The sequence below is a fragment of the Moraxella cuniculi DSM 21768 genome, assembly GCF_900156515.1.
Lineage (GTDB): Bacteria > Pseudomonadota > Gammaproteobacteria > Pseudomonadales > Moraxellaceae > Moraxella > Moraxella cuniculi.
Genome location: NZ_FTNU01000010.1, coordinates 54,981 through 78,978 on the forward strand (window position 1 = coordinate 54,981; position 23,998 = coordinate 78,978).

The following is a 23,998-nucleotide window of genomic DNA, read 5'->3' on the forward strand; positions in this document are numbered from 1 at the left end:
GATGCACATTGCAATTTTATTAGGAAACAACAATGCCAAGAACAAAAACACAAGCACCACAAACTGATGCACAGTTTCATACCAGCGACTCGCCTGTTGGCAAAATTTGCTTCGCCCTGATTCAGACCAATTTTTGGGTCGGTGATATTGCAGGTAATGTCAAAAAAATGCACGCCCTGACACTCGATGCCAAAAATCGCGGTGCAGACATTGTCATCTTTCCTGCGTTGGCATTAATCGGTTGCCCGCCTGAGGATTTGCTCCTTCGCCCAACTTTGGGTGAGCGTGTGCGTGAAGCGATGGCAAAACTTGCCGAAATCGAAGGTATTGTGGTGATTTTGGGCTATCCGCACATTGATCATCATGGCACTTTTAACTCTGCGGCAATTTTACAAGGTGGCAGCCAAAAAGGCTTTTATCACAAGCAATACCTGTCCAACTACGGTGTCTTTGACGAACGCCGCTATTTCCAAAAAGGCCGCAATCATGTGCTGTTTGATTACAAGGGAGCAAGCATTGGACTGCTCATTTGCGAAGATATTTGGCATGACGCTCCCATCACCGCCCTAAAAAACGAAGGGGCGGATATGGTGGTGGTGATTAATGCCTCACCATTTGAGATTGGCAAACAAACAGCTCGCAAGCAACTGCTCGCCAAGCAATCACAAACCCATCAGTTGCCCATTGTCTATGTGAACACTGTCGGTTCACAAGATGATATTGTCTTTGACGGCGGTTCATTGATTGTCCAAGCTGATGGCAGCGTTGCCCATGAGGGGTCAAGATTTTTAAACCAACTCATCATGGCAAACTATGATGTCGCCACCCAGACCTTTGATACACAAAGCAAAGCACCGCTGGTACTCTCCGAAGAGTCAGAAATGTATCAGGCATTGGTTGTCGGTCTAAGAGACTATGTCAATCGCTCAGGCTTTAAAGGGGTAATTATCGGTCTGTCGGGCGGCATTGACAGTGCCTTGACCCTGTGCATTGCCGTTGATGCACTAGGCTCCGATCGTGTATATGCAGTGATGATGCCGTATGAATACACCGCCCAAATCAGCCTTGAAGATGCCGAAGCCCAAGCCGCACGACTCAATGTCTCCTACACCGTCTGCCCAATTCATGACGCAGTGGCTGGCTTGCGTGCATCATTGGCACCACTGTTGGCAAACAGTGAGCCTGATGTTACCGAAGAGAACCTGCAAGCTCGTGCTCGCGGCACAATTCTCATGGCACTGTCCAATAAGTTTGGGCATATGGTCATCTCTACAGGCAACAAGTCAGAAAATGCCGTTGGTTATGCCACCTTGTATGGTGATATGGTTGGCGGTTTTGATGTCTTAAAAGATATTTACAAAACTGATGTTTATCGTTTGGCAAATTATCGCAACCGCCTTGAGGACAATCCCGTTATTCCTCAGCGAGTGATTGATCGCCCGCCAAGTGCCGAATTACGCCCAGAGCAAACCGACCAAGACAGCCTGCCTGATTACGAGGTGCTAGATGGCATCTTGCGTATGTACATTGATGAGGACTTGGGCTATAAGGCGATTGTGGCAGCAGGCTTTGACCCACAGACCGTTGAGCGAGTGCTGTCATTGGTTGATCGTGCCGAATATAAACGCCGCCAAGCAGCCATCGGCACCAAAATTACCAAAAAATCCTTTGGTCGAGATCGCCGCTATCCATTGGTCAATGGTTGGTCAATCAAGGGTGATTTTGCCTAATTTGTCAGCCCCTCACACTCCAAAAACACGCCCAACCTGCAAATTGGTAGCATAATACAGGTTGGGCATCGCGATTATCTTAATATAACTGCACAGCCGAAATTATCACAGTTGTACAAATACTTTTACCTTCAGTGGTTATTTGCCTTGTTACAATTTGGATAAAATCACAAATCCCACCTTTGGCATTAAGAGAAACCAACCAAGATTTATATTTTAATAAATTTTATTAATAATTTTAAAAATATTAATAAATAGTCGGCAAATGTGTGATTTGCAGTTGGCTGTTGCACTTTTACCCACTTATAAACTACCCCATCAAGCCATCAATGCGTGGCGAAACCAGTATCTTGGCATAAGCACATAAAAATAGCACAAAACAGCCCATCCAACACAGCTGAGACAGCCCAAGCACCAGCAGATAATCAGTTGCCACCATTGGGGCAAATACCCGCAGAATAAAACTTGCCATCATCAGCACAAACATCAGTACTACAGTTTTTGGCGGCTTGTGAATATTACGCCCTGTATGCCCAAGCGATACCCGTGCCATCATCGCCACAGTTGTCATGCCAATCGCAGTCAGTGCCAAGGCGTGCAGTCCCAGACTTGCCCCAAAGCCAAACCATGGCAATATCGCAATCATCAACAATGCCAGCACCATGCCCCAAAACGCCAAATACAGCGACCACAATAATGGCTTTTGCCAAATGCCTACATGGTGCCACCAGCACAGTCGCACGGCATTAATAATGGCAGCACCCACCGCCAAAGCACTGACAAGATAGCTATTGGCATCGCACAAATACGCCAACATCAACCCAAAAAACACAAACAACGACAGTCTATCAACCAGCAGCGAATTGTGCAATTTCGCCTGTATGCCAGACGGCGTACCATCTGGCAAAACCGCCACGCCTTTTTCAATAAAAAACGGCAGCACACGCCGACCGATGGTAAAAACCACGCCAACAATCACAAACAACGCCGTGTATAATGCCAGTCGCTGCATCTCTTGTTGATTGCTCAAGGCACCCACTGCAAAGGTCAGCTGGCACAATAACAACAATACCAGCTTGGCAACGATGCCCAACTGTCGCTTTTGACGCACAATCAGCACCGCTTGCAAAACTGCCACCATCACCAGCAGCCAAAACAGCACATCGGTTGCCATTGCAAGCAGTATTAGCAAAGGGTTGTTAATAGCAATGACAACAATCCACAAAATTCTAGCAATCAACCACGGCAAAAATATCGCAAACAATCGCCAGCCAACAGGCATTGGCACACCTGTCCATGCCTTGACCGCCGTCAAAAGAAAACCTGCAATCACCGCCAGAGCATAACCAAACAACATCTGATATCCGTGCCAATACACTGGATTTAGCGAAGCGGTAAAATCCAACCAGCCTACCAAGATGACATACCACATCAGCATGGTGATAATGGCAAAACCTGCAGCAGACAAAAAGAAAATACGAAATCCCAAATTCAGCACAGGGTGTGGCGACCGCTCAATCGGTGCGATATTCATCAGCATGACAAAACCCATCATTGATTGATATTTTGCCCAGCCAGCAAGTAGCCAATCACTTAATCAACATGACAATACCGCTGGGCGATTGCCATTATTATAAACATATATTTCAAATGAATCAATTTTGGTGCTTGTCATTCGTTAAATTATCAATAAGACATGATAATTTATTAAATTTAAATAATATGGCAAAAAATAAGGTAAATTGCACACTGCTATGATATATTGCAAGTTGCATTGCAGCGATGCGTGTGATTTTGTCAATGATGACACTTAGCCAAGCCAACCAACATTAAAAACACCCAAAGAGATTTTCTTTGGGTGTTGTTATTCATCTTTGGCAGCTATGGGCTGTTGGCAATAATAACTATTTTATATAATAAAACAGTTGCCAGCCCAATTAAACATCCATCTTCCAATCAAATGGCATTTGGTGATGACCTCGCAGTGCCATCATCAGCGTTTGTTGCATACGATCAAGCACTTCGGAAGTATAAGGTATCGCAGGTCGCCCCCATACAGGATTTGGCCATGCGACATCATTTTGATAGCGTACAATATGATGAAAATGCAACTGTGGCACCTGATTGCCAAGTGCTGCTACATTCATTTTATCCGCCCCAAAAATCTTTGCCATCTGGCTCGATACCCAGCTGGATTCACGCAAAAACTGCACCTGATCAGCTGCGGATAATTCATAAATCTCTTTGATGCCAGACACTCTAGGCACCAAAATCAGCCAAGGGAATTGGCAATCATTCATCAAACGCACGGTTGATAATGGGAAATCCCCGACCAAAAAAGTATCCTTGGCAAGCGTTGGGTGTAATTGAAACATAATCAGCTCTGTGTCTTATTTATAATTGATGGGCTATTGTAGCACAAATTTTCACAACTGATAAGATGGTGCAATACAGCTCATCGAGAGGTTGGCTTGTGATAACCGACACTTTGTCCGACATCGCCAACAAAATCCAGCTGTCGCCACAGCTCATACAGGCAAATGCCCACACTGTTCGCCAAATTCAAACTGCGAGAATCTGGCAACATCGGCAGTCGCAGCCAGTTACACTCACCAATATCTGCACGCACCTGTTCAGGCAGCCCTTCTGTTTCTGAACCAAACACCAAAGCCACAGGGCGTATGTCTTGCGACAACCCAAAATCATATTGATAAAACGGACGGCTGAATTTGGTCGTCATCGCCACCATGCACGCCACGCCTGCCTTTTGCAGAGCGATCTTGGCATCCGCCCAATTTTTATGCACCTGCATGCTGGCATATTCGTGATAATCAAGCCCTGCCCGCTTTAATTTGGTATCATCAAGCTCAAAACCCAGCGGCTCAACCAAGTGCAACACCGCCCCAGTATTGGCACACAGGCGAATAATACTGCCCGTGTTATTGGGGATTTTTGGGGAATATAATACAATGTGAATTAATTTATCCTGCATAATTTTGAACCATTTGGGTGAATCATTGGGCAATATCATGCCATAACGGTTAGTCTTTTTGGCAAAAATTATATTGCCAAAATCTATCAAATTGTAAAAATAAGTATCAAAAGCAATTTTCAACTGGTAATGATTGTCAAATACTGCTAAGATAAACTTGCAAGCTAAAAACTTGCCCTTAATAACCTAGAAGGATTTTATCATGAAAAAACTACTCATCGCTTCAGTTGCTGCTGTCTTTGTATTGACTGGTTGCAATACCGTAAAAGGCTTTGGTAAAGATGTTTCAAAAGCTGGCGAAGCTGTAAGCAACGGTGCTCAAAAAGTTGAGAAAAAACTATAATTTAATAAACTATTTATTAAATTATCCAGACCCATCAACCAATGGGTCTTTTTATTTATTACAAAAACTTACTAACCAGATGGTTTACATAACGAAATCCCAGCGGTGTCGGTGCAATTTTTAAGGGGTCGTTTACCATCAGACCCTGATGTTGTAGTGGTAACATCTCATTATCAATACTGCTCACCAGCAAGCCTGTACGCTGTTCAAACACTGTTGTACTCACCCCCTGACGCAGTCGCAAAGCATTCATCATAAACTCAAAAGGCAGATTCTCATCAGAAACTCGCTCAAGGTTAATCAGCTTTGGTGCTTCGGTATAGTTTAGATAATCTTTAGGGAGGCGAGATTTTTGATAACGATAAATACCATCTGGATATTGATGATGGTTATGCAAAGTTATCTTGGCATGACCACCAGCCCCAATCGCCAAATAATCACCAAACTGCCAATAATTCAGATTGTGCTGACATGGTCTATCTGCCAAGCCCACCCACGCACTGACCTCATAATTCTCAAAACCCTGCCCATGTAATAAATCTCGACCATCTGCCTCAATTTGTGTCAAAACTTCCTCACAGGGCAATGTCGGCGGTGTGCGATAAAAGGCGGTGTTCGGCTCAATGGTTAATTGATACCACGACAGATGCGTCGCCCCTGCCTGTAGTGTGGTTGTAATATCTTGTACCGCCTTTTGTGGTGTCTGCTCTGGCAATCCATACATCAAATCAACATTCACACGCCCGAAACCAGCATTTTTGGCAGCATAAATGGCATTTGCCGCCTGCTGTGGATTGTGGATTCGCCCCAAATCATGCAAAGCCTGTGCATCAAAACTCTGCACACCAATGGACAATCTATTGATACCAATGTTTAGATATTCTTCAAAAGGTGCATGCTCAAGCGTACCTGGATTGACCTCAAGTGTCATCTCACAAGTTGCCGAAAAATCATACATTGAGCGTAAATTGGCAAACAGTCGCCGAAATTGTTGTACTGGCAACAAAGACGGCGTACCGCCACCAATGAACACTGTATCAATCTTGCGTCCTTGCACAAAAGACAACTGCGATTTGGCATCGGCAAGCAGTGCATCAACATACGCATCAAATGGTGCTTGGTCGGGCAAACTGTGCGAATTAAAATCACAATATGGGCATTTTTTTATGCACCATGGTATGTGAATATAAAGCGACAATGGGATATTTTTTGGTTCAAGTTGCAAATTTGCAAACATCATCTCGCCCACTTATGTCGCCGCCTCATCTGACTGTGCAAATTCAAATTGGCTTAATTTAAACTTCTGATCAACATGAGCCTCCAAAGCAGGCAGATTAAAGGCATCGTTTTCGCTCACAAAGCTGATAGAAATGCCCGTTTGACCTGCACGCCCCGTCCGCCCAATGCGGTGTACATAATCATCAGGTATTTCGGGCAATGTATAATTAATCACATGGCTGACATCATCAACATGAATGCCACGCCCTGCAACATCGGTTGCCACCAAAACATTGACCTCGCCAGTCTTAAACCGCTGCAAATAGCGTTCTCGTTTTTCTTGTGCGACATCACCTGATAGCATACTGACGCTATAATGGCGACGCAAATTGTCATACAATCGCTTCACCTGATCTTTGCGATTGGCAAAAACAATCGCTTTGGTCAGCTCTTTGTCTGACAAAATCTGCTTGAGTGCTGCCATTTTTTGTTGTTCGCTCAACAAATAAAACTGCTGGCAGATGGCTTGGTTTGTCTTATTTTCAGGAGCGATTTCCACAAAAATCGGCTGATACAACCAGCGATACGCCAAGTTCATCACATCGGTATTAAATGTTGCCGAAAATAACAAACTTTGTCGCTCGGTATTCTTTGGCAGATGACGCACAATACGCTTAATATCAGGGATAAAGCCCATATCCAGCATACGATCTGCCTCATCTAGCACAAAAACCTCAACCCGATCCAAGAACAGAACGCCTTTATTAACCCAATCAATGATCCGCCCCGGTGTGCCAATCAAAATATCCAGTGGACGCTTGTGGATTTGCTCGGCTTGCTTATCAAAATCAGCACCGCCTGTAATGCACAAATTGTACAAATCACTAAATCGTGTCAGCTCACGACAATCGGACAAAATCTGCTGTGCCAATTCGCGTGTCGGTGCCAATATCAAGGCTCGAGGCTCGCCCAGATAACGCTTTTCATCTTTGGCAAATGGGCGTTTTAGCAAAGCCTCAATGATGGTTATCAAAAAAGTTGCCGTCTTGCCCGTGCCTGTCTGTGCCTGCCCAATGGCATCTTGATTTGCCAAAGTATAAGGCAAAATCTGTGCCTGAATTGGCGTAAGTGCATCAAACTTTAATGCACGCACCGCCCTATACACAGCAGGTGATAATGGCAAATCTGCAAAATGACTAAAGGTAGTATCGCTCATGTATGCTCTAATTTATGATTTATTTGACAATTGCCGCTCAACACAGTCATAAAAAGCCATTTCAGCAATATTCATCACAAAGGCTTTTTTCTCATCGTCGGTTGCAGCAATTGGCTGCTCATAGATAAAATCTGTAGCACTGGTTAGATAATTTTTTAGCTGATTTACCAAATCTTTATCGGCATCTTTATTGTCCTGATTGAACTTATCAATGGCGGTATTGAGTTCAGACAATGCTTCAGATTTTGGCACATTGCGTTGTCTAAGGTCGGCAATTGCCAGTACGCCATCGGCAGGCAAGCTACAAAACTGCCCTATCAATTGAGCCTCTTCGTCAGAGACTTTGGGGGTGCTGGCAGCGGTGTCTGCTGTCTGTGCTTGTGCCAGCATTGGCAGAGCTGACAAAGCTGCCACCACAACAAAATTATGCCAAAACTTTTTCATTATTTTCACCATAAATAATATCAATTATCAATAAAATGCCCATTATGGCACATTTGGGCGTGATTGAAAAGCCACAAGCCAAAAATAGCTTGCTTTTGATACAAAATCAGCACAGTTGCCATGCCATTTTGGCACATAAAAAGTCAATTTTAGCACTGGCAATTTTCTCATCAATCATCTAAAGTTGGCATAAATCCTCGCCAGCACCAAGCAGACTGCGGGTTTATTATTTGGCACAAATCATTTATAATTGATTACTTTTATCTATTTGGAAATCATCATGCCAAACCAACACTCTGCCAAAAATCGCCCACGCCGTGTGATGCCATTTTTTGGACTCAGCATGGGCGTGAGCGTGTTTGCACTATCACTACTGGTTATTTTGCCATTTGCAATGATGATTATCACCACCTTGCAGATGGATTTTGCCAGCATTGTTCGCACCGTGCTTGAGCCACAGGTGTTTGCCGCCATTAAGCTGTCATTGAGCATGGCATTGCTGGCAACGCTAACCAATTTGATTTTTGGCACGCTGATTGCATGGGTGTTGGTGCGATATGATTTTTGGGGCAAATCATTGGTGAATGCCTTGGTAGATTTGCCCTTTGCCCTGCCAACGGCGGTAACGGGGATTGCACTTGCCACCTTGTACGCACCCAACGGGCTGTTTGGGCAATGGTTTAGCAAACTGGGCATGATGCTGTATGGCGAACCCATCAAAATCGCCTTTACCCCCATTGGAATTTGGCTGGCATTGGTGGTGGTGAGCTTTCCGTTTATTGTGCGTGCTGTGCAGCCCGTGTTGGCAGAATTGTCAGTAGAATTTGAGGAAGCTGCTGCTGTGATGGGTGCAGGCAGGCTGACCACTTTTTATCGTGTGATTCTGCCAGAGATAGCCCCCGCCATGCTCATCGGTGCAGGCATGATGTTCGCCAGAGCAACAGGAGAGTATGGCTCGGTAATTTTTATTGCAGGCAATATCCCCATGCAATCTGAAATCCTGCCATTAATCATCGTCTCAAAGCTAGAGCAATTTGATGTTGCTGGAGCGACTTGCGTGGCGTTATTTATGCTGATTATTTCCTTGGTGATTTTATTCGCCATTAACTTTGCCCAATGGCGGCTGTCCGCAAGACTGGGTGCAAAAACCAATTAGTCCGATAATTTATTAAAAATATATTTACTTTTAACAAAATTTAACTTGAGCAAACACATGGCAAGCCTACCTTCTTCCACCTATCAACAAAACCCCGCCACTCGCGATACGCGTTGGGTGCGATGGTTGCTGATTGCTACGGCATTATCTTTTATTGGTATTATGCTGGTTGTGCCTTTGTTGTCAGTTTTTTATGAAGCTCTAAAAGATGGCTGGCAAGCCTATACGGCGGCACTTAGTGAGCCTGATGCCCTGTCTGCGATTTGGCTGACGCTATTGACCACCGCCATTATTTTGCCCATTAATACGCTTATCGGCGTGGCATTGGCTTATCTGATTACACGGCATAAATTTCGTGGCAAATTTATCATCACCACCTTGCTGGATTTGCCCTTTGCGGTATCGCCTGTTGTTGCAGGATTGATGTTCGTGCTGGTCTTTGGGGCAAATACTCTGCTGGGTGGCTGGCTTGAGAGCATGGGCATTCGGATAATTTTTGCCACCACAGGCATTGTGCTGGCGACTTTGTTTGTTACTTTTCCGTTTATTGCCCGTGAATTAATACCGCTCATGCAAGCACAGGGCGACAGCGAAGAAGAAGCCGCTTTGACACTTGGTGCCAATGGCTGGCAGATGTTTTGGAAAGTAACGCTGCCCAACATAAAATGGGCGTTATTGTACGGCATCATTCTCACCAATGCTCGTGCAATGGGGGAGTTTGGGGCGGTCTCTGTGGTATCTGGACATATTCGCGGTCAGACCAACACCATGCCACTGATGATTGAGATTGCTTATAATGAATATGCTTTCACCTTGGCGTTTGCCCTATCTAGCCTGTTGGCACTGCTGGCATTGATTACTTTGGCAGCCCAAGCACTGATGAGCAAAAAACAATCGCATTAATGACACTTAATAATAAAGGCAACACATGAGCATTCGCATTACAAATATTCACAAAAAATTCCATGACTTTGTCGCTTTGGATAATATCAGCATTGATGTAGCAACGGGCGAGCTGACCACACTGCTTGGCCCATCAGGCTGCGGCAAAACAACGCTCCTGCGTATCATTGCAGGGCTTGAGATTGCCGATCGTGGGCGGATTTTTTTTGACGAAACCGATGTAACCGACACCCCTGTCCAAAAACGCGGCATCGGCTTTGTATTTCAGCAGTATGCTTTGTTTCGTCATCAGACAGTGGGCGAAAATATCGCCTTTGGTTTGACGCTCTTGCCAAAAGCAACACGCCCCACAACCAGCCAAATCAACCAACGCGTTGATGAGCTTTTGGAACTTGTGCAGCTTAGCCACACCAAAAACCGCTATCCGCACGAGCTATCAGGCGGTCAGCGTCAGCGTATCGCTCTGGCACGGGCATTGGCGACCAATCCAAAATTACTGCTGCTTGATGAGCCATTTGGTGCGTTAGATGCCAAAGTTCGCAAAGAGCTGCGTGGTTCGCTTAAACAAATTCAGCGTGAAATCGGCATCACCAGCATCATGGTAACGCACGACCAAGAAGAAGCTCAAGCCATCAGCGACACCATTGTTGTCATGAATCATGGCAAAATTGAGCAAGTCGGCACGCCAAATGAACTATTTGCCAAGCCAAACAGTGATTTTGTGGTGGATTTTTTGGGTTTATAAGCAAGAAAAACCCCAGCAGCAACTGGGGGTTATAATATGGTGGCGAGAGGCAGGATCGAACTGCCGACACACGGATTTTCAATCCGTTGCTCTACCAACTGAGCTATCACGCCAAAGCCAAACTGGCAAGTGGTGAGCATTATACCCACTGGTATCTGACAAGTCAAGCGTTTTTTCAAATAAATACCAATGCAGCTTTGGCAGAGACTTGTGTACTTTTGGCATACAAAAAGCAAAATTTTGGCAAAAATCCCACCCCAATTTGGCATTTTGATGTATGATATGGCTCGGTTTATGATTTACAAAAAGGGTTGCGTGTGATTACAGCAGAAAAATTGACAGCACTGGACATTGTTGGCTTGCAGCAGTCGGTGCAGCAGCAGATTTTGGACGATTTTGGCAAACTTTTTGATAGCATTCGCCTGCCCACTCCGCTTGATTTGGCAACTCGTTATGCCATTTTGGGCAGTGGTAAGCGAGTTCGCCCCCTGCTGGTTTTGGCGACTTATCTTAGTCTTAATCATCCTACCGACCTAGCCATGGTACGCCGTGCGATGATTGCCATCGAAAGCATACATGGCTACTCGCTGGTACATGATGACCTGCCATGTATGGACGATGATGATCTGCGGCGAGGCAAGCCCACCTGCCACATTGTGCATGGTGAGGCGACGGCTTTGCTTGCTGGTGATGTGCTGCAATCGATTGCCTTTGAGGCACTACTAAACCCTGATTGGCTTGCAGGGTTTGACGCTGGGCAAGCTGGCACACTGGCTGGTATTGTGGCAAGCGGTGCAAGGCGTATGGTTGCAGGTCAGCAATTGGACCTGATGGGCGAAAATCAGTCGCTAAGCCAAGAACAGCTGCAAGCCATTCATCAAGACAAAACAGGGGCGTTAATTGAGGCGGCAGTGCTGATGGGGGCGGTCTGTGCCAATGCTGACAAACAAACACGCCTACAACTTGGCAAATATGCTCATGCCATTGGGCTTGCGTTTCAGGTGCAAGATGATGTGCTAGATGTCATCGCTGACACCCAGACGCTGGGCAAACCATCAGGCAGTGATGAAAAATTACAAAAATCAACCTATGTCAAGCTGCTGGGCATTGATGGAGCAAGTCGCTATGCCAATGAGCTATTTTGTCAAGCTCGCCAAGCGGTTGCAGAGCTGGGTGCTGATAATTTACTCATACAGCTAAGCAACTGGTTGCAGCAGCGGCATTTTTAGCAAGTGCTTATCACCGCCGCCAGCCCCTATGCAGCACAATGCGGTTGATAAGCGGTGTTTGGCAACACTTAGCGACATTTTGCCACCTTAGCTGGCTTGGTGCAGCAATTTGACCATTGCGGCAGGCTTTGCCAACTTATCACCAACCAGCCATTGATACTGCAATCCCATCGCATCAAGCATCTGATTTATTTGGCAAAATTTTTCTGCATCAATCTGAACATCCAACCGATACAAATGCCAATGAAAATGCGTCAAGGTATGGCGGATTATCCGACTTGGCGGACAATCTGGCATATCCACAATCTCACCAAGCATACCGCCATCAAGACCGCTTTGCTCATGCCACGCCTGCATGGCATAATTGGCAAAATTATCCGACAATGGCTCATCTGCCTGATAAGACAAATGCAAAAGTGGCAAGCACCATAATCCGTCCCAAATTCCGCCACCATTTTGGCGATGCAGCCACAGCACCTGCGATTGAAAGCTCAGCCGTAGCACGATACTGTGCCGATGCGGTTTGGGCTTGGGTTTTGTTTTGACAGGATAATCCAGCTGGCTGTCAGTGGCATAAGCAAGACAGTCTGCACCGATGGGACAAAGTTGGCATTTTGGCTTGGTGCGTGTACAAATTGTCGCCCCCAAATCCATCATCGCTTGGGCATATTTGCCACTGTCCTGCTTTGGTGTCAATGCCTCTGCCAACTGCCAAAGTTTTTTGTCGGTGGCAGATTTGTTAATATCGCCTGCAATCTTGCGATGCCGTGTCAAAACACGCTTGACATTGCCATCACAAATCACCCCAAACCCACGCACGCCCATCGCCACAATCGCTCCAGCGGTGGAACGGCCAACGCCCTTAACCTCTTGCCACTGTTCAACCGACTGCGGAAAATCGCCATGTTCTTTAATAAATTGAGCAACCTGCTTAGCCCCTGCATGCAAATTACGCACTCTGGCATAATAACCAAGCCCTGCCCACAAAGGGGCAATCTGCTGCCACTGTGCCGTCGCCAATGCCTGCACCGTAGGAAACTGCTCCAAAAACCGCTCAAAATAGCCAAGCACTGTCGCCACCTGTGTTTGTTGTAGCATAATCTCAGACAGCCACACCGCATAAATATCGGCCGTCTGCTTGTGGTGAAATTGCCACGGCAAATCATGGCGACCATATTGCTCAAACCAAGTCAAAAGTCGCGTGGCAAAATGCTCAGGTATCGCATCATTTGCATGATAAATAGTTGTTGTCATCTCAAAAAACTGCTAAAATCAAAATCTGCCCATTATAAAAATGCACGCCGTTAATTACAATGCCAAATTGCCAACATGAGAATTTTTAAGCGACTTGTTTGGGTTTGTTTGACTGCCTGTATCAGTCAGCCAAGCCTTGCCAATACTGCCAGCAACCTAACCACCACCATCACACAGACCATCACCCAAACAATCAACCAAAACCGTGATGTACTATATCAAGCCCAAGAATCCACCCAACCTGCTGTCAGTATTTCATTCGATGGGCAATTTGACACCTGCCGCGATGAATTTTATCAACAAACCGCACCCACACTGGTTGGCACAGCGGGCAAAAAATTAAGCACACTGGCACAGCCTTTGTGTTTTTCAGGCTTTGCCACGCTGCATTCAGGCGTTGCTCGCACACCTCTGTGGTCGGCATCACGCCTAAGCAAACAACGCATACAGCAAGCACGCCAACTATCACGCGTGGATAATTTTCACCCAGAATTACGCTTGCCCGCCACCGAGCGAGCCGAGCTGGTGGATTATCGCCGCTCAGGGCTGGATCGTGGGCATGTCGCTCCCAATGGCGATATGGCAGACAACGAATCGCAATACGCAAGTTTTAGCCTTGCCAATATCGCCCCACAAAATGGCGAACACAACCGCAATGTCTGGCGGCATATTGAGATCGCCACTCGCACACTGGCAATACAATACGGTGAGATTTATGTGGTTACAGGCGTGGCATTTTTGGGCAAAACCAGTGAGCGAATCGGTGGTCGTGTGCTGGTACCGAGTCATTTTTTTAAGGCGGTTTATATCCCAAGCCTATCCGCCGCTGGTGTGTATTTTTCACCCAATGATGCCACTGGCAAATACCAAATCATCAGCCTGTCAGAACTTGCCAGCATGACAGGCATCAATGCCATGCCCACGCTGCCCATGCACATACAAAATACCGCCTATGGACTGCCAGCCCCAATGACCGAAAAACAAGCCGAGCAAGTGCTTGAAGCCAACGCCAACAGCTGGTTGCAACTTGCTCATGCTGCTTGGCGTTATCTGGTGGAATTGTTAAATCGTGCTTAACAATTTGCCAAATAATTTATCAATAACCGACAAATCAGCCAAATACACACCAACAACCCCAGCTAATAGATTATGGAGATGAGATGATTAGCCCCTTTGCCAATGACCATGAAGTGCTTAGTCTTGACGGTTTGAGTATCGAGAACGGATTTGACCGCATTTATCTGCATGGTGAGCTGTTTATTCACCGCAGTGCAGATGGATTACAGCAGGCTCATGCCCTAAAAGCATTTGCCGAGCGATTGGTTGATGCCTTGACCACATCGCCAGCCGAGTCAGCAGTCGAGGAACACCACACCCCAAATAGCGAAACAATTGATAACCCTTTTGCCTAGTTTTGGTGGCAGTGCCCAGTCAAACCAGATGACTTTATCTGCATCAATGACCTGTATCAAGCCCCAAACCGCACAATAACCTTTTGTTACAAATAGTCGCACATAGCCACATTTTTATGTAAAAAGCGAACAAAAAATATAAAACAAGTGTTTACAAATTATCAAAAACTTGGTTATAATGCTATCAAATCGTTAAATTTTAACTTAACTTCAGCCAATCCTAACCCAGCCTAGCTTGGGTAGACAAAAAGGAGTTTATTATGAAACTTAGCAGCAAATTATTCGCATTGGGTGCTGGCGTACTACTATCAGTATCTGCCTTTGCTAATGATGCCATCGTTGGCAAATGGAAAATGAGCGAAAAAGGCGAAGAAAAAGCCATCATCACCATCACCAAAGTTGGCGATAGCTATCAAGGCGTGATGACCAAAGGCATCACCGAAAAAGCCAAAAAGTCTGAAGGCAAGACCGTTCTGTCTGCCATCAAACACGAAGGTGGCGGTAAGTACAAAGGCAAAGGTGCTCACCCTACTCTACCGATTAAGGGTACTGTAAATATCACAGTTAATGGCAACAGCATTACCATCAAGAGCATCGCAGGCACGCAAACAGGCGTAAAACAATAAGCCCACCTTCTCACCCAAAATACACTGCCAATGTGCAGTGTATTTTTTTGGCAAATCAGTCAAGCCAAAAAATCAGCAATTATAACGCACTCTCATCAAGCTCGCCTGTGCGAATGCGAATCACCTGCTCAAGCGGAGTAACAAAAATCTTACCATCGCCAATTTTGCCTGTATTAGCAGCCTCAATAATCGCCTCAATCACCGCATCGCTCATCTGGTCGCTACAGGCCACCTCAACTTTGATTTTTGGCAAAAAATCCACCACATATTCAGCCCCTCGGTACATCTCGGTATGTCCGTTTTGGCGACCAAACCCCTTCACTTCGGTGATTGTAATGCCTGTTGCACCGACTTCGGCAAGTGCTTCACGCACATCATCGAGCTTAAATGGTTTGATAATTGCACAGATAAGTTTCATAAAAATCCTTGGCGATTAGCTGGGCATATTATATAAAAAATAATTAAAAATTTCAGCCAAAATTACACAATAACCATCAATCCTGACAATCGTGCATCACTTGTTGGCTGATTGTATTTTAGCACAAAATCAATGACAACAGCACAGCTGTATGCCCACAAACAACAAACAATGCCAGCAAACGCTACCATCTGCCCACAATACCTGCTAAAATACTACATCAAATGGTTGCCGAGTGGAAATGTTATGCCTAGCAAAAAATATGTTGTCGTTGGTTTGGGTGGCTCTGGTTTGTCTGCAGTGCATTTTTTGAGCAAAAATGGTCATCGTGTCGCCGTTACCGACACCAACCCATCGCCAGCATTGGCAAATCAGCTACCGCCTGATGTCAGCTGCCACTTTGGGGCGATTGATAAGGAATTGCTCTTATCTGCTGACTACATCGTCATTAGCCCCGGCATAGATCCACGCATCGAAGCTGTTGCTGCCGCTAAGGCTTTTGGCATCAGTGTCATCAGTGATGTGCAGCTGTTTATTGATGCCCTAAAAAACCACCGCCAGCACGGACACGATATCCCCATCATCGCCATCACAGGCTCAAATGCCAAAAGCACCGTAACAACTTTGGTTGGCGAAATGGCAAAAACCGCAGGCATTAGCGTTGGTGTTGGTGGCAATATCGGCACGCCTGCACTCAAGCTGCTGGATATTGACAATTTGGCACTGGTGGTGCTTGAGTTGTCCAGTTTTCAGCTGGAGCATATTAGCCAACTGTCAGCACGAGCAGCCACCATTTTAAACCTTTCTGCCGACCATTTAGATCGCCATGATGGCATGGATGATTATTTGGCACAAAAATTACGCATCTTTGAAAACTGCCAAACCGCCGTCATTTGCCACGATGATGCCAATCTTGCACAGCAATGCCAACAAGCCATCCCTACGCTTAGCACCAATGCCACCATCATCAGCACCGATAGCTCATTTGTGGCAAATACTGCCGACTTTTATTTATATGATGATGGTCAGGGCTTGGCATTGTACCATCACAACACACGACTCATCGCCACCGATGAGCTAAAAATCAAAGGCAAGCATAACTTGCTAAACACCCTATCAGCCTTGGCATTAGGCACGGCGGCAGGTCTGCCGATGCCTGCTATGCTACAAGCCTTGCGTAATTTTAAGGGGCTACCACATCGCTGTGAATATGTGGACAATGTCGCTGGCAAGGCATATTTTAACGATTCCAAAGGCACAAACATCGGCTCAACACTGGCTGCCATTGATGGACTGGGGGCGGTTTATGGCGAGCAATCTCTGGCACTGATTTTGGGCGGGTTGGGCAAAGGACAAAATTTCGGCGAGTTGGCAGAATTTATTAACCGCTGGGTCTGTCAGGTCTACCTGATTGGCAAAGATGCTCTACTTATCAAGCAGGATTTGTTGGCAGTCGATGATGGCTTGGCAAACAGATTGCACCATGTGGATACATTGGATAAGGCAGTGGCACAAGCCAGCAGCAGCAATGCTCAAGCCGTACTGCTATCGCCTGCGTGTGCCAGTATGGACCAATTTAATAATTACAGCCACAGGGGCGAAGTATTTATTCAATTGGTCGCCACTTTAAAGAGCGAAACAACAGATGGCGTGGTTTGAGGCTCGCCAAACGCCCAAAAACCATACATAATGCACAAAACAACCAAAAATCGCTCAAAAACCGCCACTTTATTGGCAAAAATCGTTATAATAGGCAGTTTAACCGCCACCTGACAATTTGACAACACGCAGCTATGGACCACCCTTCACAAAATTTTTTTGGCAAATCAACCAATAAGCTATTGGATAAAGTGGTTGATAAAATCTTTGGGCTAACGGATAGATTTAACCCAAGAACCACACTCATTGCAAGTTTAATTTTATTGATTTGCACCAGCTTGCTGATGATTGCCTCTGCATCTATACCTTTTGCCAGTGCAAAGGGCTATGCCGAGCCGTTGCGTTTTTTTTGGCTACAGCTGGGGTATGTTGCGATTGGGGTCATGGCTGCAATCACCATCTATAAAATACCGATAAAATATTATTATAAGCAACATTTTCACTTTATCCTCACCATGTGGGCTACGGTTCTCATACTGTTGATTTTGACAAAACTTATCGGTGAAGAGATTAATGGCTCAACACGCTGGTTATCACTTGGTCCGTTCAATCTCCAGACTGCCGAACTTGCCAAGGCGGTGATGGTATTTGTTACCGCTGATTATGTGGTTCGTCGCTCTGCTGAGATACGCAGCAATATTTATACAGGTGCACGACTGCTGATATGGTATCTGCCAGTTGTGTTTTTCCTAATAATTCAACCAGACTTTGGCTCAGTAGTGGTGATGGCGGCAACCTTGCTTGTGATGGTCTATGTCGGCGGTGCCCAAGGCAAACAGTACCTAGCCCCAGCAATAGTACTTTTATCAACAATGGGGATTGCTGCCATCGCTGAGCCCTACCGCCGTGAACGAATTTTGTCGCTTGTTGGCAATCCTTTTGATGATGTTCAAGGGCGAAACTACCAGCTGGTACGCAGCTTAATCGCCTATGGGCGTGGACGCTTGACAGGGACAGGTTACGGCGACAGCATTCAAAAACTCGCACAGCTGCCTGAGGCACATACTGACTTTTTGCTTGCTGTTACTGGGGAGGAGCTGGGCTTTATTGGGGTGGTTTTTGTTTTACTGCTTGAGGCAGTCATCGTTCTTAGCATCATGGCAATCAGCCTACAAGCACTCAAACGCCGTCAGCTGCGTCTTAGCTATACGGTATTTGGCTTTGCAATCATTATCTTTGGGCAGGTTGTTATCAATGCTGGCATGACGATGGGGCTTCTACCAACCAAAGGCTTGACCATGCCGTTTTTTAGCTACGGAGGGTCATCACTGGTGGTGCTGCTTATGATGATAGGATTTGTATTAAAAGTTGAAAACCAAAGCCCCATCATTGACGCCAAGCGACAAAATGACAAATATTAAACGCCATGCTATTAGACATTAATCGCTATCGGTTTACCACCTACAAAAAAGAACTAAAAGCATTGATTTATCTAGCCATGCCAATGCTTTTGGCTCAAGTAGCTCAGGTTGGTACAAGTTTTATTGACACTGTGATGGCAGGTGGTGCTGGCAAAGCGGATTTGGCAGCAGTTGCGTTGGGTAGCAGCGTTTTTGTTACCATTTATATCACGCTAATGGGTGTCATGACCTCGCTCAACCCCATGATTGCCCAGCTTTATGGGGCAAAAGGCACGCACGAAGTTGGCGAAATGGGTCGCCAAGGACTCTGGCTGGGTCTTATCATCGGAGTGATAGGCATGATGCTGATGTGGCTTGCGATTGAGCCATTTCGTGCATGGCTAAATATCAGCCCCGCTACCTTTTCCATTACCGAAAATTACCTATGGTTTGTCGGTCTGGGTATGCCAGCTGCTGCCATTCACCGCTCGCTGAACGCCTATGCTGCAAGCCTCAATCGCCCCAAGATTATCATGTGGGTCAGCTGGCTGTGCTTTTTTCTTAATATTCCACTTAACTGGATATTTGTCTACGGCAAATTTGGGCTGCCCGCCTTGGGTGGAGCTGGTTGTGGATTGGCGACCGCCATTGTTTTTTGGATAAATGCCTTGGCGCTGTGGTTATTGATCATCAAAGATCGCCATTTTGCCAGTTTTGGGTTGATGGACAAATTCAGTCCGCCTGACATCAAGCAACTATACGCAATGATACGCTTAGGACTGCCGATTGGCTTATCGTTTTTTATTGAGGTCAGTTTATTTACTTGTATCATGTTTTTGGTTGCCAAACTTGATGGCAATTCTGAGGACTATGTCGCCGCCCAGCAGGTTGTTATCAGCCTGACCAGCTTGATTTTTATGCTACCACAAAGTTTTGGCAGTGCTGCAACGGTTCGTGTTGGCTTTGTGCTGGGTCGTGAGCAATTTGCACGGGCTCGCTATATCTCTGGCGTTGCCATCAGCTCTTCTGTCGTTACCGCAGTGGGTACGGCACTGCTGCTCATTAGCTGTCGCTATGCACTGGTTGGTATCTACACTGACGATATTGCCGTCATCGCACTGGCAGCCAGCCTTGTGCTGTATGCAGCGGCATTTCAGCTTGTTGATGCCATACAATGCGTTGCAAGCTATGCTCTGCGTGGCTACAAAGTTACCACCGTGCCGATGATTATCCATATCATCGCCTTTTGGGGTTGTGGATTGCTGCCGGGGTATTTGTTAGCATTTCGTGCAAACATGGGGATTTATGGCTTTTGGACGGCACTGGTTGGCTCGCTTTCCATCGCTGCCATTTGTCTATTGTGGTATCTGTCAATCCACAGTCAAAAAGTCATCACGCAAGCACGCACACGCACCATCTAGCAGCACCACGCCATCAGCACAATCGCTTGCAAATTTATTTTTGTTGCAATCTTGTATGATAATTTTAAGGAAATTTAAATTATTGTTTTTATTGCAAGCGGTATATGGCAGATAAATTTCAATAAATAAATCAGCATTTATTAAAAATAACCACAGTACAAAGAGCGGTGCGGTGCAATCCAAATCCACGCCATTTGCCAAGCACTTTGATTAAATGACGCACCCAGCCAAAACAAACTGGATTTTGCCAAAATTTAAATTGCATAAAATACCATGCCCTTGATGCGATTGTGATTTTTGGACAAGGCTTGAAAATAGTTGCGATTACTGATAAAAAGCATAGCAATTTTGACAAAAATCCGTGCAAGCAGCTGCCAAATCTGCCACTTATCCCGATTGTCTTTATCAGGCAAAGATTCTGCCAATATGGCTATATAAATTTAATAATTATTTTAATTAAGATAAAAAATAAACTTTATCCATCATCTCAGACCAAGCTGCATAAAAAATTTGGCAGTATTAATCTTTTAATACTGCCAAACTTAGCAAAACCATCAAATGCACGCTACTCATCATTGGCACTGATGCGTTTGATGTCTTTAACCGTTTTTGCCTCGCCATCAACTGTTGTCCCAAAGCCACCTTTGGCGAATGGATTGCCACCCATGCCCTTGCCAAATGGGCTATTCATACCACCCATCGCCCCAAATGGGCTCTGTCCGCCCATTTGTTTTGCCATCATTTGCATCATTTTGTCCTGATTTTTTAGGGCGTAATTTTTGGCAGCATTGGTTAATTTGCGTTGCACAACTGGCAATAACAGCACCACAGCAATCACATCACTTAACAGCCCCGGCAACAACAACAGCACGCCTGCCAAGCCTGTGGCGACTGATTTTGCCACAGTGGATTCGGCAGGTTGGTTGGCAGGATTGGGGATTACGCCATTTTGCATGGCTTTCATTTGCTGTGCCATGGGGTTTAGCGTGCCTGCGGCTTTTTTAATCATCATCACGCCCAACACGGCAGCGGCAATGAACCAAAAAAACACATACCAACCGCTAAAAAACTGTGCAGCAAGATACCAAAGCAACATCTCAATCACAAACCAAACCAAGGCAATGCCGACCACTGCACCCATGCCCTTTCTCCTTATTTAATAAATAGATAAAATACGCTATACTAACAGAAAATCAGGGCGATTGGCAAATTTTCAAGCCAATAATCGTCATTTTGTCCAAAAAACATTCACCCTAACGCACAATAGGCAGTTATGACCCTTATCATCGGCATTGACCCCGGCTCACGACTGACAGGCTATGGCATTGTCAGCAGCGAAAATGACAAATTAACCTTCCTAGATGCAGGTACAATCCGCACAAACAGCAGCGACATCACCGAACGCATTGCCCAAATTTTTGCAGGCGTTTCACGCATTGTGAAGCATTATCAAAAATACAGCAATCAGCCCATGCAAGCTGCCATTGAACAGGTGTTTATGGCATCAAACCCAGATTCTGCCCTAAAACTCGGTCAGGCACGAGGGGCCGCCATCGCTGCCCTGACAGCACTAGAGTTGCCTGTGAGCGAATACACCGCCAGACAAATCAAGCAAGCAGTCTGTGGCTATGGTGCAGCGGACAAAGATCAGGTCTCCGCGATGGTTTGTCGCATTCTGTCCCTGCAGGTCATTCCACAAGTCGATGCTGCCGATGGGTTGGCTTGTGCCATCTGCCATGCTCACTCATCGCATTCGGTCAATAAACTGCTTGGCATCAGTGCCACCAGCAACAAAGGCAGTAAGAAAAAGGGACGCTGGCGACTAAGCGAGCAAGATTTGCTACAACTAAGACAACATTAGCCCAAAATGCCAACACAAATCAAATCTCATACAAGACCCACTTGCAGCAAACAACCACTTTAACAAAAAACACCCCAAGTGAAATACCGTGGGGTGTGTTTATCATTCTGGCAAGTTGTCGGTTATAGCTTTTCAATTTGCTCAGCTTGCGGGCCTTTTTGACCTTCTGTTAAGATAAACGATACTTTTTGACCTTCGTTTAGGGTTTTAAATCCTGAACCTGTGATGGCACTGTAGTGTGCAAACACATCTTGACCACCATTGTCTTGGGCAATAAAGCCAAAGCCCTTTGATTCATTGAACCATTTTACCGTACCAAAAACTTTCTCTGACATAGTCATTTTCCTTATTTGAATGAATAAAAAGCGTAAAACGCCACTATGCTATTTATGTAAAAACATACAACAACAATCGGGATAACAGGCAGGTTTCCCCATCTTTATGAACCATTCAAAGAAAATTACTGGTTTAGTAAAGAATGCTTGATACCAACGAATTTTTGTGGTTGCAACCGCTGATAATCAGCCTACTGCTCGGCACACAAATACCATGGTTGGCATTATAGCAAATATTTGTCTAAAAAAGTGATTTTTTTATTTTTAATTGAACAAATATTTTACCACAATTGTAGCATACCCATACGCTCTGCCAAGGCACACAGACATAGCAACATATACACCAAGCCAAACGATCTACAAAAATGCAAATATTTCACAGGCAATACCAAATCCTCTGGTCGCAATACCTTGGCATCACGAATCAGCACTGTCGAATAAATAAATCCCAATAGCGAATACAGCGGATAAACAATCACAACCACCAAACCAAGCCCTGTGAACGAAAGCAACCACCAAGCCAGCAAACTGGCAACCGACCAAGCAGAACTTATTAGGCTGGCAATCATAAAAGGCTGATTATCAAGCGGTAATTTGCCGCCATTTTTTTCGAGCAAAAAAGACTCAAGCATCACCAACCAAGAAATAACAAAACTTAAAATAACAAAAATATTTTCTAAAGTAAAATCCATCATTGCCAATCATCATAATTACAAAAAGATTCGTATTAATTTTCCAAAGCTTCATTGTAGCAGGTTGATTGGTGATTGTACACATTAGGGCTTGGTATAAAGAACATTTCTAAAGGTCAGATTGACGCGGCTCATCGTGCAGTTTGCCTGTTTTGGGATACTGTGCTGCCAATAATGCTGCAACTGCCCTGTCATCACCAGCACACTGCCATGCGTCAGAACCAGCTCAAGTTTGTTTGCATGATTGCTGTTTTGACGCAACAAAAATCGCCTGCTCGCCCCAAGGCTTACCGAGGCAATCAGTGGATTTTTGCCCAGTTGCCATTCATCATCAGCATGCCAGCTCATATAATCCTTGCCTGAGCGATACCAGTTGAGCAATACGCTATTAAACTCTCGCAAGCACAATTTGCCAAGTGCTTGATTGAGTTGTAGCAGCTTTTTTGTCCATGCGTGCGGCTTTAGGTCAATGCCAGAATAGCTATAATACGCTTGGGCATCACCATACCATGCCGAGATTCTTGGCACAAGGTGTGTTTTGCCATACAGGCTAATGGTATCTTGTTGCCAACGAATATTGGTAAATGGCATTTTGTCAATATTGGCTTGGCTATGCCAATCATGCCGATAATCAACGCCCTCACACGCCAGCAGATGATACAAATAATCATCACTGACAACCTGATCAAAATACTGCGGTGCATAGTACAGCTTCCCTTGTGGCAGCACAATCACCACACCCAGCCCATCACCATGATAATAGGCATCAAAATCAGTGTTGATAAATTTACCCCCAACAACCAAACTGGGCAACAGCTCACCTGCTTCGGTCAATAAATCAGGCGTTTGCATTGCTTGTCCTTATATAATCTTGCCACTTATCAGCCAATAAATAACCGCCCAAAAAATTGAACCGCACCCCAAAAGTTAGACATTCCACTACTAACTCTTGGGGTGCTTTCTATGGCAAAATACACACTTGATTTCAAGCTGTCTGTGATGGC

General features: G+C 45.3%; 25 protein-coding genes and 1 tRNA gene. 13 read left to right on the top strand and 13 right to left on the bottom strand.

Annotation, left to right across the window (positions count from 1 at the left end; translation table 11 throughout):
- The first annotated feature begins 32 nt into the window (after window positions 1-32).
- The gene (locus tag BW928_RS06875; RefSeq protein WP_076555503.1) at window positions 33-1,730 is read left to right on the top strand and encodes an NAD+ synthase; all 1,698 of its coding nucleotides are present in this window, start codon (window positions 33-35) and stop codon (window positions 1,728-1,730) included.
- A 310-nt stretch (window positions 1,731-2,040) separates the two neighbouring features.
- Here the strand turns inward: BW928_RS06875 and BW928_RS06880 are convergent, their stop codons facing one another.
- The 3 genes from BW928_RS06880 to BW928_RS06890 form a co-directional block, all read right to left on the bottom strand.
- Window positions 2,041-3,270, bottom strand: a complete 1,230-nt coding sequence (locus BW928_RS06880; protein ID WP_076555529.1) for an NnrS family protein — start codon at window positions 3,268-3,270, stop codon at window positions 2,041-2,043.
- 397 nt (window positions 3,271-3,667) lie between these two features.
- Window positions 3,668-4,105, bottom strand: a complete 438-nt coding sequence (locus tag BW928_RS06885) for an HIT domain-containing protein (RefSeq protein WP_076555504.1) — start codon at window positions 4,103-4,105, stop codon at window positions 3,668-3,670.
- A gap of 80 nt (window positions 4,106-4,185) precedes the next feature.
- The gene (locus BW928_RS06890; RefSeq protein ID WP_076555530.1) at window positions 4,186-4,722 is read right to left on the bottom strand and encodes a tRNA (cytidine(34)-2'-O)-methyltransferase; all 537 of its coding nucleotides are present in this window, start codon (window positions 4,720-4,722) and stop codon (window positions 4,186-4,188) included.
- Between the two features lie 202 nt (window positions 4,723-4,924).
- Here BW928_RS06890 and BW928_RS06895 point away from each other — a divergent pair, with 202 nt between their 5' ends.
- Entirely contained in the window at window positions 4,925-5,065 is a 141-nt protein-coding gene (locus tag BW928_RS06895) for an entericidin A/B family lipoprotein (RefSeq protein WP_076555505.1), read from the top strand.
- A 58-nt stretch (window positions 5,066-5,123) separates the two neighbouring features.
- Here BW928_RS06895 and hemW read toward each other — a convergent pair whose 3' ends face one another.
- From hemW to BW928_RS06910, 3 genes are read right to left on the bottom strand one after another with little or no spacing between them, the layout of a single operon-like run.
- Window positions 5,124-6,305: a radical SAM family heme chaperone HemW gene (gene hemW / locus BW928_RS06900; RefSeq protein ID WP_375537534.1), complete on the bottom strand. Its 1,182-nt coding sequence runs from the start codon at window positions 6,303-6,305 to the stop codon at window positions 5,124-5,126.
- Window positions 6,306-6,314: 9 nt separating this feature from the next.
- Complete coding sequence (locus BW928_RS06905; protein WP_076555507.1) at window positions 6,315-7,499, bottom strand: DEAD/DEAH box helicase; 1,185 nt, start codon at window positions 7,497-7,499, stop codon at window positions 6,315-6,317.
- 12 nt (window positions 7,500-7,511) lie between these two features.
- Window positions 7,512-7,943, bottom strand: coding sequence for a hypothetical protein (locus tag BW928_RS06910; RefSeq protein ID WP_076555508.1), 432 nt, complete (start codon window positions 7,941-7,943; stop codon window positions 7,512-7,514).
- 280 nt (window positions 7,944-8,223) lie between these two features.
- Between BW928_RS06910 and cysT the strand changes: the two genes are divergently transcribed.
- From cysT to BW928_RS06925, 3 genes are read left to right on the top strand one after another with little or no spacing between them, the layout of a single operon-like run.
- Entirely contained in the window at window positions 8,224-9,099 is an 876-nt protein-coding gene (gene cysT, locus BW928_RS06915) for a sulfate ABC transporter permease subunit CysT (RefSeq protein ID WP_076555509.1), read from the top strand.
- Window positions 9,100-9,156: 57 nt separating this feature from the next.
- Window positions 9,157-10,002, top strand: a complete 846-nt coding sequence (gene cysW / locus BW928_RS06920; RefSeq protein WP_076555510.1) for a sulfate ABC transporter permease subunit CysW — start codon at window positions 9,157-9,159, stop codon at window positions 10,000-10,002.
- 25 nt (window positions 10,003-10,027) lie between these two features.
- Window positions 10,028-10,747, top strand: a complete 720-nt coding sequence (locus BW928_RS06925) for a sulfate/molybdate ABC transporter ATP-binding protein (RefSeq protein ID WP_076555511.1) — start codon at window positions 10,028-10,030, stop codon at window positions 10,745-10,747.
- A 37-nt stretch (window positions 10,748-10,784) separates the two neighbouring features.
- Here the strand turns inward: BW928_RS06925 and BW928_RS06930 are convergent.
- A tRNA-Phe gene (locus tag BW928_RS06930) sits at window positions 10,785-10,860 on the bottom strand.
- Window positions 10,861-11,118: 258 nt separating this feature from the next.
- Between BW928_RS06930 and BW928_RS06940 the strand changes: the two genes are divergently transcribed.
- Window positions 11,119-11,976: a polyprenyl synthetase family protein gene (locus BW928_RS06940; protein ID WP_227516570.1), complete on the top strand. Its 858-nt coding sequence runs from the start codon at window positions 11,119-11,121 to the stop codon at window positions 11,974-11,976.
- Window positions 11,977-12,063: 87 nt separating this feature from the next.
- Here BW928_RS06940 and mutY read toward each other — a convergent pair whose 3' ends face one another.
- Complete coding sequence (mutY, locus tag BW928_RS06945) at window positions 12,064-13,230, bottom strand: A/G-specific adenine glycosylase (protein ID WP_076555514.1); 1,167 nt, start codon at window positions 13,228-13,230, stop codon at window positions 12,064-12,066.
- A 108-nt stretch (window positions 13,231-13,338) separates the two neighbouring features.
- Between mutY and BW928_RS06950 the strand changes: the two genes are divergently transcribed.
- From BW928_RS06950 to BW928_RS06960, 3 genes are all read left to right on the top strand, one after another.
- Complete coding sequence (locus BW928_RS06950; RefSeq protein WP_227516568.1) at window positions 13,339-14,307, top strand: DNA/RNA non-specific endonuclease; 969 nt, start codon at window positions 13,339-13,341, stop codon at window positions 14,305-14,307.
- An 83-nt stretch (window positions 14,308-14,390) separates the two neighbouring features.
- On the top strand, window positions 14,391-14,642 hold the full coding sequence (locus BW928_RS06955) for a hypothetical protein (RefSeq protein ID WP_076555516.1): 252 nt from the start codon (window positions 14,391-14,393) through the stop codon (window positions 14,640-14,642).
- Window positions 14,643-14,902: 260 nt separating this feature from the next.
- The gene (locus BW928_RS06960) at window positions 14,903-15,268 is read left to right on the top strand and encodes a DUF2147 domain-containing protein (RefSeq protein WP_076555517.1); all 366 of its coding nucleotides are present in this window, start codon (window positions 14,903-14,905) and stop codon (window positions 15,266-15,268) included.
- A gap of 79 nt (window positions 15,269-15,347) precedes the next feature.
- Here the strand turns inward: BW928_RS06960 and BW928_RS06965 are convergent, their stop codons facing one another.
- Window positions 15,348-15,686, bottom strand: a complete 339-nt coding sequence (locus BW928_RS06965; protein WP_076555518.1) for a P-II family nitrogen regulator — start codon at window positions 15,684-15,686, stop codon at window positions 15,348-15,350.
- 246 nt (window positions 15,687-15,932) lie between these two features.
- Between BW928_RS06965 and murD the strand changes: the two genes are divergently transcribed.
- The 3 genes from murD (at window position 15,933) to BW928_RS06980 (ending at window position 20,106) form a co-directional block, all read left to right on the top strand.
- A complete protein-coding gene (gene murD / locus BW928_RS06970) occupies window positions 15,933-17,345 on the top strand; it encodes a UDP-N-acetylmuramoyl-L-alanine--D-glutamate ligase (protein ID WP_076555519.1) in 1,413 nt (470 codons plus the stop codon).
- Between the two features lie 134 nt (window positions 17,346-17,479).
- Window positions 17,480-18,706, top strand: coding sequence for an FtsW/RodA/SpoVE family cell cycle protein (locus tag BW928_RS06975; RefSeq protein ID WP_143821477.1), 1,227 nt, complete (start codon window positions 17,480-17,482; stop codon window positions 18,704-18,706).
- Window positions 18,707-18,711: 5 nt separating this feature from the next.
- Entirely contained in the window at window positions 18,712-20,106 is a 1,395-nt protein-coding gene (locus BW928_RS06980) for an MATE family efflux transporter (RefSeq protein ID WP_076555520.1), read from the top strand.
- A gap of 565 nt (window positions 20,107-20,671) precedes the next feature.
- Here BW928_RS06980 and BW928_RS06990 read toward each other — a convergent pair.
- Window positions 20,672-21,247: an FxsA family protein gene (locus BW928_RS06990; RefSeq protein WP_076555522.1), complete on the bottom strand. Its 576-nt coding sequence runs from the start codon at window positions 21,245-21,247 to the stop codon at window positions 20,672-20,674.
- A gap of 132 nt (window positions 21,248-21,379) precedes the next feature.
- On the opposite strand from BW928_RS06990, the gene ruvC reads away from it, so the two are divergent.
- The gene (ruvC, locus tag BW928_RS06995; RefSeq protein WP_076555523.1) at window positions 21,380-21,967 is read left to right on the top strand and encodes a crossover junction endodeoxyribonuclease RuvC; all 588 of its coding nucleotides are present in this window, start codon (window positions 21,380-21,382) and stop codon (window positions 21,965-21,967) included.
- 122 nt (window positions 21,968-22,089) lie between these two features.
- Here the strand turns inward: ruvC and BW928_RS07000 are convergent, their stop codons facing one another.
- From BW928_RS07000 to BW928_RS07010, 3 genes are all read right to left on the bottom strand, one after another.
- On the bottom strand, window positions 22,090-22,302 hold the full coding sequence (locus BW928_RS07000) for a cold-shock protein (RefSeq protein ID WP_076555524.1): 213 nt from the start codon (window positions 22,300-22,302) through the stop codon (window positions 22,090-22,092).
- 281 nt (window positions 22,303-22,583) lie between these two features.
- Window positions 22,584-22,997, bottom strand: coding sequence for a hypothetical protein (locus tag BW928_RS07005; protein WP_076555532.1), 414 nt, complete (start codon window positions 22,995-22,997; stop codon window positions 22,584-22,586).
- Between the two features lie 81 nt (window positions 22,998-23,078).
- Window positions 23,079-23,846: an alpha-ketoglutarate-dependent dioxygenase AlkB family protein gene (locus BW928_RS07010; protein ID WP_076555525.1), complete on the bottom strand. Its 768-nt coding sequence runs from the start codon at window positions 23,844-23,846 to the stop codon at window positions 23,079-23,081.
- Between the last annotated feature and the right edge of the window lie 152 nt (window positions 23,847-23,998).

Excerpts from the sequence above, each read along its gene's own strand:
- BW928_RS06880 (WP_076555529.1), bottom strand. The coding sequence starts at position 3,270 with ATGCTGATGAATATCGCACCGATTGAGCGGTCGCCACACCCTGTGCTG.
- BW928_RS06980 (WP_076555520.1), top strand. The coding sequence starts at position 18,712 with ATGCTATTAGACATTAATCGCTATCGGTTTACCACCTACAAAAAAGAA.
- murD (WP_076555519.1), top strand. The coding sequence starts at position 15,933 with ATGCCTAGCAAAAAATATGTTGTCGTTGGTTTGGGTGGCTCTGGTTTG.
- BW928_RS06890 (WP_076555530.1), bottom strand. The coding sequence starts at position 4,722 with ATGCAGGATAAATTAATTCACATTGTATTATATTCCCCAAAAATCCCC.
- mutY (WP_076555514.1), bottom strand. The coding sequence starts at position 13,230 with ATGACAACAACTATTTATCATGCAAATGATGCGATACCTGAGCATTTT.
- BW928_RS06875 (WP_076555503.1), top strand. The coding sequence starts at position 33 with ATGCCAAGAACAAAAACACAAGCACCACAAACTGATGCACAGTTTCAT.
- BW928_RS06910 (WP_076555508.1), bottom strand. The coding sequence starts at position 7,943 with ATGAAAAAGTTTTGGCATAATTTTGTTGTGGTGGCAGCTTTGTCAGCT.
- BW928_RS07000 (WP_076555524.1), bottom strand. The coding sequence starts at position 22,302 with ATGTCAGAGAAAGTTTTTGGTACGGTAAAATGGTTCAATGAATCAAAG.
- BW928_RS06905 (WP_076555507.1), bottom strand. The coding sequence starts at position 7,499 with ATGAGCGATACTACCTTTAGTCATTTTGCAGATTTGCCATTATCACCT.
- BW928_RS06960 (WP_076555517.1), top strand. The coding sequence starts at position 14,903 with ATGAAACTTAGCAGCAAATTATTCGCATTGGGTGCTGGCGTACTACTA.
- cysT (WP_076555509.1), top strand. The coding sequence starts at position 8,224 with ATGCCAAACCAACACTCTGCCAAAAATCGCCCACGCCGTGTGATGCCA.
- ruvC (WP_076555523.1), top strand. The coding sequence starts at position 21,380 with ATGACCCTTATCATCGGCATTGACCCCGGCTCACGACTGACAGGCTAT.
- BW928_RS06975 (WP_143821477.1), top strand. The coding sequence starts at position 17,480 with ATGGACCACCCTTCACAAAATTTTTTTGGCAAATCAACCAATAAGCTA.
- hemW (WP_375537534.1), bottom strand. The coding sequence starts at position 6,305 with ATGATGTTTGCAAATTTGCAACTTGAACCAAAAAATATCCCATTGTCG.
- BW928_RS06895 (WP_076555505.1), top strand. The coding sequence starts at position 4,925 with ATGAAAAAACTACTCATCGCTTCAGTTGCTGCTGTCTTTGTATTGACT.
- BW928_RS06925 (WP_076555511.1), top strand. The coding sequence starts at position 10,028 with ATGAGCATTCGCATTACAAATATTCACAAAAAATTCCATGACTTTGTC.
- BW928_RS07010 (WP_076555525.1), bottom strand. The coding sequence starts at position 23,846 with ATGCAAACGCCTGATTTATTGACCGAAGCAGGTGAGCTGTTGCCCAGT.
- BW928_RS06955 (WP_076555516.1), top strand. The coding sequence starts at position 14,391 with ATGATTAGCCCCTTTGCCAATGACCATGAAGTGCTTAGTCTTGACGGT.
- BW928_RS07005 (WP_076555532.1), bottom strand. The coding sequence starts at position 22,997 with ATGATGGATTTTACTTTAGAAAATATTTTTGTTATTTTAAGTTTTGTT.
- BW928_RS06965 (WP_076555518.1), bottom strand. The coding sequence starts at position 15,686 with ATGAAACTTATCTGTGCAATTATCAAACCATTTAAGCTCGATGATGTG.
- BW928_RS06885 (WP_076555504.1), bottom strand. The coding sequence starts at position 4,105 with ATGTTTCAATTACACCCAACGCTTGCCAAGGATACTTTTTTGGTCGGG.
- BW928_RS06990 (WP_076555522.1), bottom strand. The coding sequence starts at position 21,247 with ATGGGTGCAGTGGTCGGCATTGCCTTGGTTTGGTTTGTGATTGAGATG.
- cysW (WP_076555510.1), top strand. The coding sequence starts at position 9,157 with ATGGCAAGCCTACCTTCTTCCACCTATCAACAAAACCCCGCCACTCGC.